This is a genomic window from Leyella stercorea, from assembly GCF_021531355.1.
In the GTDB taxonomy this organism is placed as follows: Bacteria; Bacteroidota; Bacteroidia; order Bacteroidales; family Bacteroidaceae; genus Prevotella.
This window is the reverse complement of record NZ_JADYTS010000086.1, coordinates 1-11,030: the sequence shown is the minus strand read 5'-3', so window position 1 is coordinate 11,030 and position 11,030 is coordinate 1. Positions and strand designations below refer to the sequence as shown.

The window sequence follows — 11,030 nt, the reverse complement described above, 5'->3', positions numbered from 1 at the left end:
TCCTTTTAAAATCTTCACTGCTTGCCATAATCGTATTTTTATGTTTTGCAGTGCAAAGGTAACTTGGTTCATGCAATATGCCTCGGAAACAATTGAGTGCTTACGGAACATAAATTGCCGTGAATTAAACGTAAATTAGCATGAATTATATTTATACTCAAGCACTTTATATTTACGAAAATTCACGTGACATTTACGATAATTTACGGATTGCGTTATAATCTCATTTTTCAACGTAAATTGCCGTGAATTAAACGTAAATTAGCATGAATTATATTTATACTCAAGCACTTTATATTTGCGAAAATTCACGTGACATTTACGATAATATACGTTCAGCGACAGCAAGTGTTTTGTAAACCACCAATACAGCGTACCCACTATTTTTCAAAGGGTTAATTGCATTAGTATTTTGAATAAAGTACATAATTCGATGTTTAAAATTCAGCAGCGAAGTTACTTCTTTCTAATTTAAGCCCTAATATGAGTGCTTACGGGGCGCAGTGCACGTCTTGTAAAAAAATTCGTTATTGCTTCTTTCTCTTTCCAAATAATTCAGAATGCGATCCAAGACGAACAAGTCTTACGATGTTTTCTTCTTTATCGTACCAAATAAGGAGATAATCATCCTCAACGTGACATTCCATATAGTCTTTCCACTCACCCTTTAGTTGATGAGGTTTAAACTCTGATGGGATGTCTTCTCCATTTGCAAGTTTTTCCACAATCGAGAATAGCAACTTAACCTTGTTTAGGTCTTTACTAAAACGCTTGTAGTCTTTCTTGAATTGGGAGGTTTTACGAATTTCCTTCATACTCAGCTCATTGAAGACATGAAACTTTCTAAGCTGTCCATACAAACAACTCCTGCATCGTTGCCTTCTTTAGCTTCTTTCATAGCAGCTATGGTTACAGCATTCGGCTGTTCAGAATCAACGTCATCATCGGATGCAGCGTTGCTAACATTTAAGATCTTAACTCCAGGAATAGCCTTTAACACAGCTTTCAGATGTGTTAGAATGGAAGGATTCTCTATTTCTAATGTTAATGTTGTCATAATCAAAGCATTCTATATATGCAAAGATATAGTATATTTTCCATCTTTACAAGAATTTTGACACTATTTTCCAAATGTTTGAGATTCATTCCCCATACAGATTCTTCATAAACGCCATCATTCTTAAGTCTTTTGCTGATGGTCCTTTCTTGCCTTGCGAAGCAGAATGTTGTCATCGGCTGTGCCGCAATTTGAGTGCTTACTGCTATTCTGCTATTTCGAAATCCTCACGATGCACATTGCTGATGGCTACGGCATAGCCTCCGAATTCCATTACGAGCTGACGGTCGCGCAGGATGCGCACTATATAACCTTCCTGACCTTTTAATACTCCTGTGAGTACACGCAGCTTGACATGGTCTTTGGCAAACTTCTCGAACGGATCGCGTAGGAATGTGACACGCTCGGGAGCCTCTTTCATGATTCTCATGAAAGGGCGCATCTGCCTGTCGGCTATAACGGCAGGTCTGCCTGTACTGCAGTCGTTTACCAAATAATAATGTGGGAAATTGTGTATCAGGAAAGTCCTCAATTGATTTGTCTCGCCTTGCAAAAACACAAGACCGCTTACAGTGGGCTTTTCTTCTTTCATCACGCCCTTTCCATTAGGCTTCTGTTTGTATCGTACGGTTCGATGGATAAAACACTTGGGTCGGAAAGTTCCTTCAAGCTTCAATGATTCAAGTTTCTTCTCGAAACTGCCAGCCGACATATGTTGAATAAAAATATATCCCCAAGGTGCCCCTTCCTCTTCATTTTTGGACATTCCTCTCACTTTCGAATCCGATGCATCATCAGCTTCGACTATGTGGATGCCCTTTGGTAAACGCTTGTTGTTGTACTTATCGTTCACATCGGCTGCAGAAGAAGAAAGCGAGCTGACCAGCGTCATTTTCTTTATCTACTTTATGTCTTTGTTAACTGCCATCAACGTGGATGACTTTGTAGGTTTTATATTGACAATGTTCATAAAATAATGGCTTTGCCTCCATCTGTTATACTTATCTAATAGTAAGATTAGTATCAAGATGCAAAGGTAGTGTTTTTCCTGCATTTATTATCATCTTCATCCCGAAAACCTTTGACTTCATGCGAATTTGTGCATAAATTGTTTACAGATCCGACATTTCCACCGTCGAAACTGTACAATATTTGTATTTCTAACCGCTCAAAACTATGAGTTGAGCGCACTAAGAAATCTTTGGCTCGAAATTCGCGAGTTTTGAGCAGCAAACGTTATACTACTGACACACAGGGTGTTATAACATTAGGGACTAAAATCAGCAAATCGCAGATACAAAAAAAACGTCCATTTCATCGCAAAAGGACTACTTTTACCTTCCATTAGTTGCCCTTTTGCTATACAATAAGGGCTTCTTTGCTCTCCAAATGTAGTACATTTGGAGAGCAAAGAAGCCCCGAATGAAGTGTAGGGTGATGTCGCACCCTACGAAAAGCTATAAAATCGGCTTCTGAAATCTCTAGAATCGATTTTTGTTTTGTAACACTTTTTTACCGCTTGTCTTATATTTGCACACATTTTCGACTACCCAAACTGAGCCAACCGTTTACCTCGTCAGCGAGAATTTCATGCTCAATCCGAAGTCTTGCGTCGTAGTGGGATAACTGCTCGACGACAGCAACGGGGTGTTGGTCTGGCGGTCGTAGTAGAAGCTCATGGTGAGCATACGCGACAAGGTGTAGTCGGCTGAGAACGACAGCTTGAATGCTGTGTTGCCGCTGTTGGCTGCCGAGGTCATCGTGGCGATGTCGCGACTTATCGATGCCTGCTTGCGCAGACTGAGGTCGAGACGCAGCTTGAGGTCGTTGTTTATTCCCGCAGACGAAGTGTTGCGACTGTTAGAGCCCGTCTTCTGCTGCGATGCACCGGCAGCCGTAGAACGACCACGCTGGCGCACACGACGATGACGATTGCCACCGAACGGATTGAAGTTGTTGAGCGTATAGGCTGCTCCTATAACCCAGTCGTGCGACGACGCCTCATTTATCTGAACAGACGTCATGCTAAGGCTCATCACACGTGTGGTGCGATACTCTGCCTTGATGGTCATGTTGTTTTGCAGCGTCACGTCGATGCCGAGCAATGGCGAGAACGCCTCGTTGATGCTTACGGTCGACACGTTGAACATCGAGTTGGGCACGGGCATTCCGGTTGTGGCATCGTTGATGAATCCCAATCCATTCATATACTCCATATATGTGCTGTACGAAGCATACGAGCCTACGGCGTAAATGCTCTTGTAGGCGTGGCTTATGTTGACGCTCTTGAACACGTCGCGCAGCCATGGCAACTTCGACAGTCCGCTGTATCTTAAGGTCCAGTTGGGCAGCAGATGCGAGAGCGAAGGGAATATCGACAGTCCGCCGTCGCCCATCTCGGTGTAAGCAGAGAGGAATGCCGGCACCATGACGTCGGCGCTGTAACGGCTCACTCCACCATTCTCGGCACTGAAGGGCTTGCCAGCCAATGCTGTTCCGGCAGGATAGACGGCACCTGCATAACGAGCCTCAACACGGTCGCGTATTCTGTCAAGCGACGAGCAGAAGCGCTCGAACGACTTTGAGCGATAGCCGTTCTTGGCGTTGCCCGACCCCTCAAACGCACTGCGAAGCGACGTTGTAGTCATTGTGAACGTTCCGCTCTGCGTTGTGGGGTTGCACTCGTACATATACTGCACAGAGCGAGCCGTGGTGACGGTGCGTGTGGCAGTAAGGTCGATCTTCAGATTGCGCACCGGCTCAAGCGTAGCACGCAGTTGCAACTCCTCGGTGCGGTTGGTAGTGGCTGGCGTGGCGAGCGAATCGTTCATCAAGAGCCATCCGTTGCTACGTGCCTTGTCGATGTATCCGTCGCCGATGAATCCGAAGGCGAAATCGAGACCTGGCGAGAGGGCTCCCATGCCCGAGCGCTGACCAAACACATCGCCTATCATAGGCTTGAATCCAGGCAGCGACATGGCATACTGGTTGCGATAGCTCAGGCTGACGTTGCGCACCATCATGAGCACGCGTGCCACCGACTGCGCCGTGCGATACCAGCGCTTGTCGTCGAGCGGTTCCTTAGCCGACACGGCTATCTTGAGCTTCAATGCCGAGTCTACCTTATTCATTATGCGTATACTGTTGTCGTCGAGACGACGATAGCGCAAGCGGAACGGCTTGCCGTCTTCGGTCTTTGCGCTGACTATCAGGCGGCGTGTCTTACGGCTATGCGTCACCTTGAGCGTGGTGTCGGGCATGAGGGTTATCTCCTTCTCGTAAGCCCGCTTGTTCTTAGGCAACTGTCGGCGCAGCTGTTCGTCGCGTGCCGTCTGACGATTATTCTTGGCATCCTTGCCCGATGTCTTGTTGCGGCTCTGAGCCGTGTTCTTTATACGCGACTGCTTGGTATTGCTGCGCGAACTGTCGCGACGGAAACGCTCGTTGGTCTTCTTGAGGAACGGTATGTGGTTGTACAGTTTCTCCATGTTGAACTGGGCGTTGATATTAGCCTGACGGTTGTTGGAGATGTTGTTGCCAAGCGACGTGCCGTCCTCAAGGTCGGTGCCGCGCACCCAATTGTACGAAGCCGTATAGCTGGCGTCGGACGTAATCCAGTCGAACACGGGCAGCAGATTGATAGGCAACTTATACGAAGCCTGGAACTGCTGGTTGTAGTTGAGCGGTGTGCCCATGTGCTTGATTGATGTCCAGACAGAGTCTTTCCACACCTCGTAGCGGTCGGGATACAAATCCTTATTGACGGGCATGTATGGCTCTTCTATCTCGGCATTGGTGGCACTCTGGAAGTTCATGTGCAGATTCTTCGTAAGGTCCCAACGCAGATTGAACTCACGGTTCCACAAGAACTGCGACGCAAACGTGAGCGGCAGATTCTGATTCTCAGTAGCCTCCATGTCGCGCTCCTGCAATTCGTAGTAGTTGCGCGTTATCTCGGTATTGAAGCCTACGTTCTGCGGCAACCAGTTGAATCCGAATCGGCGCGGCAGGTCGAGCCACTTCGATTTCGACTTGATCTTCTTGAACGGTTCGAGCGGTTTGTACACCGGACTCCACTGATAGTTCATAGCACCACGCCAATTGTCCTCACGTTCATAAACCGTAGTCTCGCCCGTAGTGTAGCTGTGGCTATGCGAGTAGGAGAACGAGAAGTTGGCAGGGTCGTAAGGCATCGGATGGCGCTTAGTCTGTATGCCCACCCTCACGTTCGACAGCGAGAGATTGGTCTGCGTAACCTTGGTCACGGCTATGCTCTCTATGGAGTCGCGCTCGTGCTTGTTGGCAGCGGCATCGAGAGCCTCGTCGAGCAGCATGTCGTTGTCGAGCGGATTGTACTTGGGCGACGTCTTCTCCTTAGTCACCGAGTAGTAGAGCGGAGCCGACACCTTAGCCTTGTCGGGGAAGAACTTGCCAAGCTCTACGTTTGTCGTAACCGAGTAGTTGGAATAGTCGTCGGTGGAGCGCTGTGCCACACCGTCCTCCAGTCCGCCGAAGCCAGCCGAAGTATAGCGTCCCTGAACATTGACATTGCCAAGGTCGGACAGCTGCACGTTGAGGTTGCCCTGCGCAGCCCAGCCTCCCGAACTGTTGTAGTCCTTAAGGCGCAACTCGTTGACCCACACCTCGCCACTCTTGGCACTTGCCGAATTGTTGCGCACACCGATTATCATCGTCTTCACGTCGCCAAGCGTCGGGTTGCCCACGATGGTGATGCGATTTTGCGGATTGTCGGTGTCGTAAGCCGAGTACGGACGATTGTACGACGCCTGTCCTATAGCCTTCGCCTTGTTGCGCTCGCGCTTCAGTCCGGTTAGGAGCGAGAGCGGCATGTCGAGCATATTGTCCTTGGGCCACACCTGCATACGGTCGGCTGTAGAGTATTTGTTGTAGTCGTTGCGATGAGGGGTGAGCTTCAGCGGTATCTCATACTCATAGAAGTTGTTCTTATAGTCGGAACCGAGGCGTATGAATACCGAAAGCTGTCCGTTTTCAAGATTCGTAGTGTTCAGCTCGAACGAGTTAGCATGTACGAACATCTGCAATCGCTTGTACTGACGCATATCGATTGACGTGTTCTTGTAGACAGCCTTCGACTCGCCCGAAGCAAGATTGTTGACTGTCATCGACAGCGCCTGCTCATTGCTCTCTACAAGCTGCGGCTGCGTGGGGTCCTGCTCGCGCGATATGCCCGGAGGCAGGACGTAGTTGACCGGTGTCTTGTCGTTGTTCTCCTCGATGTTGACAGCACTCACCTGAAGGCTTCCGGTAGAAACAGACGAGTGGTCGAGGTTCTGCTCGTAGACACGCCACTCGCCTCGCACGAGGTCGAGCGTACCGAAGCGCAGCACTATGGGGTGCTTGAATCCGGTGAGGAACATACGCATGAAGCGAACCGATGTGAGGTCGGTGATGCCTCCTACCCTACGCTCGTACTCACGTAGCGGTATGCGGAACTGATACCAGTCGACCGACTCCTTCTGGTCGTTGCGCAATCGGCGTGTTGTGGTGCGCTTGTCGACGATATAGTTGCGGCCTATCTCAAGGTCTTCGGGACGTATCGACACCTTATACTGGAAGTACTTCTCGTACTCGCCCAGTGTGTAGTCCTGATTGATGTCCTCAACGTCGGGCGTCGACTTGTATGAAGTGTCGTAGCCCTCGGTGCGCGAATCGTTGTCGGGCGAGTTGCCCTGAGGGTTGTTGATGTATTTGTAGCGGCGCAGGATGGGTGCCTGGATGCGGTCGAGGTCCGATCCACGGTAGTAGTGGTAGTTGTCGCCGGCAGGGTCTGCCCATATCGAGTCGAACACGGCGGGGCTAACTTTGCCCTGAATCTCGCGCAAGAACTGCTGATACGGTTCCCACTTCTGCTCCTCGGCATCGTTGAGTCCGTTCATACCTACGTCCTGCAAGGCACGTGCGCCCTTAGATGTGGCGAAGGCATAGGTGGTTGTAGCCTGATTGGGCACCTTGCCCCACTGGGTTGTTGTGAAAGACTGCGAACCGTCAATAGGCATACCGCTCTCGTAGAACTTCTTGCCGTCGCGCAAGATGTCCTCGCTCACCTCGCCAAGATTGATGTAGAAGTCGCCTCCATATTCCGAAGCCTTACCCTCGCGACGTGTATAGATGAAGGGGTCGAGCATCCAAAACTCTATATACTCCACATTGGCAGCCTCGAAGTCGTTGGTGTCGAGCTTGCGCATCATGCCGCCCCAATGCTGCTGCGGATTGTTGAGCGTTCCGTCCTGAGCCAGGTCGGGATTGAAGTTGTATGGTCCACGCTCGTTGGGATAGTAGGCAAGATTGAGTATGGACAGCGTCGACGTAGCTCCGTTGTACGAACTCTGGTCGCGGTTGGGGAAAAGCTCGTTGACATAGAACTCGCGTACGTAATGGTTGCTGAGCTGTTCGAGGTCGCTCTTGATGTGGCTTGGCGTGAGCGACGACGAGCGGCGTGTGAACAATGGGTCGATAGTGTACCACGCCAGTCGCGAGCGGTTGAAGCCCGAGCGCAGAGTGGTCATGTCCGCCTGTTCGGGGAACATCGACGGAACTGACGAGATAACCCACGACGTAGGTGTAGACACGTCAATGGTGTTCTTCGAATTTTCGAAGTCGTCGATATACGAGGCGTTGTCCTGCGTGCCTCGGCTCTGTCCGGCTATGAGTTGGGCAAACTCGCCCGTGAACGATATGTGCGACGGCTGCGTAAGGTGGAGCAACGGCAGCTTGTCGAGCATATTGGTGAGCCACTGGCTCTCGCGCTTCCAGTTGACGTTGATGCCCCAAAGGGTGTTGTTGAGCGGTTCGGCTCCCATAGCCACCTTATTGGTAAGCGACTGTTCGGAGAGGTGCTGTATGGTACCCGACAGCTGGAAGTTCTTGGAGATGTCGTACTCCCAGTTCATTCCGAACATCGTCTTGCGCTGCATGCCATAGTCGGTGTTGCTCTCAAGCGAAACATTCACCTGAGTGCCGGCATCGATGATGCTCTGATTGAGAATGGTCACCTCGCCGGCATAATAGTCTACCGAGTAGTCGGTGCCCTCAGCCAGCACTATGCCACCTGCCGTCACCACAACAGAACCTTGCGGAATGTTGTAGGCACCGGTCTGTATCACGTTGGCAGACGTGCCACGGAACTGTCCTGTAAGCATATACTTGTCCTTCTCGGCTATCTGCCGCGCCACGGTCTTGGTAGAGTCGTAGAGCTCGGTGAAGGCATATTTGGCGGCACGGTCGGCTGCCACGCCATTCTGCACAAGATAGTTGTACATATACTTGCCGAAGGGTTCGGCTACGGGGAAGAACACACGACCGTTGGACACGGTATAGCCTTCAACGTAGTCGAAGAATCCGTTGGAGTGTGCCTTGTTGTTATTGTCGAGGCGGTCGGCACCGAGCATCTTTATGATGGTCTGGCTCTTCACCTGGGGTTCGGGGATATAGGAGAGGTACACGCCAGCCGTATCGCTCTGGAACTTGACGTCGAGGCGGAACTTGTCGCGCTCTACCGACGAAGCCAGATAGTAGACATTCTTCATCATAAGCCCCCAGTTGGCTTGCTGCGGATTGTTGCTCGTGTTCTTGAGCGACTTCACAAACAGCGCCTTCGAAGCGTCGGTGTTGTCAGCGGCAAACTCGCCCACCTGATAGGTCACGCCGCCGTATGTGTACTCATAGGCAACGGCAAGCACCTGGTCGGTCTGCAACTGTGTCTTGAGCGAGATGTAGCCGAGGGCAGTGTTGACGGTATACTCCGACGAATTGAGCAGACGCGCCTTCTCAAGTTTCTCGTAGTCGGCACCGCCTTCAAATCCCGGTATGGCGTCGAGCGTGGCTGATGTCCGGTCGATGTCGCGTGCAGCTGCATACTGATTCACCATGCTCTGATACTCGGTGTTGGCAGCGTTCGACGGCACGGGCTGTCCGGTCACCGCCCATGACGTATTGGACACACTGGTGTTCTCGCCGAGGTCGGTCAGGGCGATGATGTTGCGGGTGTTGGCTGTAGTGGCGGTCTTGTTGGTAGCCCACACTTCTATGCGGTTAATCTTTATGCCCGACGTGATGTTGGGCAGAGAGCGCATCCAGTCGTCATACTTGTCGTGGAAGAACTGCGCAAGGAAGAAGTGGCGGTTCTCCTCATAATTGGCTGCTCCAATCTCAAACGGCGTGAGCTGCTTGCCTCCCTTGGATGACACGCTCGTAGTAGACGACTTCTTCTGCGAAGCCACGAGTTGCAGCTTCAATCTGCCGAACTGCAGGTCGGTGCGCAATCCGAACAGCGACGAGGCTCCCTTCACCAACGACGAGTTGGAGGGGAACGACACGTTGCCAGCCTCAACGAGCTTAACAATCTCGTCTTCCTTGCCCTCATACTTCAGCTTCATGTTCTGGGCGTCGAAGTCGAACGTAGCGTCGGTGTTGTAGTTGAGGTTCATGTTCACCTTGTCGCCCACACGTCCGTTGACGTTGACATTTATCTTCTCGTCGAAGTCCATGGTCGTGGTCTTGCGGTTGCGGATGGGAAGCGACGGATTGTCAATGTTCTTCATCGTGGCTCCGAACTTCAGCTCGGCTGTACCTTGTGTACGTATGCGCACACCGCCGGGACCGAATATCTTCTCAGCCGGACCCAGGTCGAAGTGCATGTCGCTGAAGTCGAACTTCTCCTTGCCCTTGGCCTGATATATCTCGTCGTTCTTCTTGCGGAAGAAGTTGCGCATAAGCTGGCGCTCGCTCCATTGCATATACTCCTGAGCGGTCATCACCACGGGAGCAGCAATGTACGTTCCGCCAATCTTCTGCCCTACCACATACTGTCCAAGCGAGTCGTCGTACTCCACCTGCTGCTTCATGTTGTCGGGGCGTTGCAGGTCGGCGGCGCCCTGATGGAGGTCGTCGAGCGTGATGGGCAGCGTGCGCTGTATGCGCCAGCGTGGATGCAGAAGCGAGTCGGGTATGGTGTCGTCGTCGGCAAGCAGCGGCTGCGCCTTGATGGCGAGCGTGTCGGGACGTGCCTGCTTGATGTTGCGACGCTGCGGACGTTGCGACATGGCAAAAGCAGCCATAGCCGCCATAACGAGTATGACGACTACCGTTCGGGCGGACAAGGTCAATGCCAGCCCTTTGCGTAAGAATGGTAATATGGTGTTAAGAATTTTCAAAAGTCGCGTGATGTTACTTTATCTGTTTCAGAGCCAGCTTCACCACCTGCTCAACAGGCAATGAGGGGTCGTCGGTAAGAATGGCTGTGACAACCTTGGCTGTAGGAGCGGGCGAGAATCCAAGCATGGTGAGCGCTGCAACAGCCTCGTCGCGCACGTCGGAAGGTATGGTTGAGTCGGCAGCTGTGCCAGCCGACACTTCCTGTGCAATACCGAGCGACAGAATCTTGTCCTTAAGGTCGACGATGATTCGCTGAGCTGTCTTCAGTCCGATGCCCTTCACGCCCTTAAGCAGACGTTCGTTGCCCGACGATATGGCGCCAGCAAGTTCGGCAGGAGGAGCTGCCGAAAGTATCATACGAGCCGTATTGGCTCCAACGCCCGACACAGTGATGAGAAGACGATAGAGATCGCGCTCCTGCTTTGTGGCAAAACCGAAGAATGTATAGGAGTCGTCACGACCGCCCGTGACAAGGCTCTCGTGTACATACAGCTTCACGTCCTTCTTGCCCTGTATGTTCTCATAAGTGTTGAGCGATATGTTGAGCGCATAACCCACGCCATAGGCTTCTACAATAGCCTGTGCTGGGGTGAGCTCGGCAAGCTCACCCTTTATATAATCAATCATTTCAGTATAAACGTTATAAAATTGTGTAATATTACAACTTTTATAACGCAAATGAGGGGTGTTTATTGTATTTATATAAAAAATCCCGAAGACATTCCTACATGGAACATCTTCGGGATTGGTATTTCGTAATATTTTATTTTTTTACTTT

5 protein-coding genes are annotated in these 11,030 nt (G+C 50.9%); all 5 read right to left on the bottom strand.

What is annotated here, in order from left to right:
* Positions 1-527 precede the first annotated feature (527 nt).
* Positions 528-815 carry a type II toxin-antitoxin system YafQ family toxin gene (locus I6E38_RS13025; RefSeq protein WP_235394402.1) on the bottom strand — a complete coding sequence of 96 codons (288 nt, stop codon included), beginning with the start codon at positions 813-815 and terminating at the stop codon, positions 528-530.
* Between the two features lie 2 nt (positions 816-817).
* Entirely contained in the window at positions 818-1,057 is a 240-nt protein-coding gene (locus I6E38_RS13020; RefSeq protein ID WP_235394401.1) for a hypothetical protein, read from the bottom strand.
* A 205-nt stretch (positions 1,058-1,262) separates the two neighbouring features.
* Positions 1,263-1,949 carry a hypothetical protein gene (locus tag I6E38_RS13015; protein ID WP_235394400.1) on the bottom strand — a complete coding sequence of 229 codons (687 nt, stop codon included), beginning with the start codon at positions 1,947-1,949 and terminating at the stop codon, positions 1,263-1,265.
* A gap of 676 nt (positions 1,950-2,625) precedes the next feature.
* On the bottom strand, positions 2,626-10,140 hold the full coding sequence (gene sov / locus I6E38_RS13010) for a T9SS outer membrane translocon Sov/SprA (protein WP_235394403.1): 7,515 nt from the start codon (positions 10,138-10,140) through the stop codon (positions 2,626-2,628).
* A 124-nt stretch (positions 10,141-10,264) separates the two neighbouring features.
* Entirely contained in the window at positions 10,265-10,879 is a 615-nt protein-coding gene (gene ruvA, locus I6E38_RS13005; RefSeq protein WP_235394399.1) for a Holliday junction branch migration protein RuvA, read from the bottom strand.
* Positions 10,880-11,030: the final 151 nt, after the last annotated feature.

Bases quoted from the DNA above. Each gene is read 5' to 3' on its own strand.
- I6E38_RS13015 (WP_235394400.1), bottom strand. From the start codon at position 1,949: ATGACGCTGGTCAGCTCGCTTTCTTCTTCTGCAGCCGATGTGAACGAT.
- I6E38_RS13020 (WP_235394401.1), bottom strand. From the start codon at position 1,057: ATGACAACATTAACATTAGAAATAGAGAATCCTTCCATTCTAACACAT.
- sov (WP_235394403.1), bottom strand. From the start codon at position 10,140: ATGTCGCAACGTCCGCAGCGTCGCAACATCAAGCAGGCACGTCCCGAC.
- I6E38_RS13025 (WP_235394402.1), bottom strand. From the start codon at position 815: ATGAAGGAAATTCGTAAAACCTCCCAATTCAAGAAAGACTACAAGCGT.
- ruvA (WP_235394399.1), bottom strand. From the start codon at position 10,879: ATGATTGATTATATAAAGGGTGAGCTTGCCGAGCTCACCCCAGCACAG.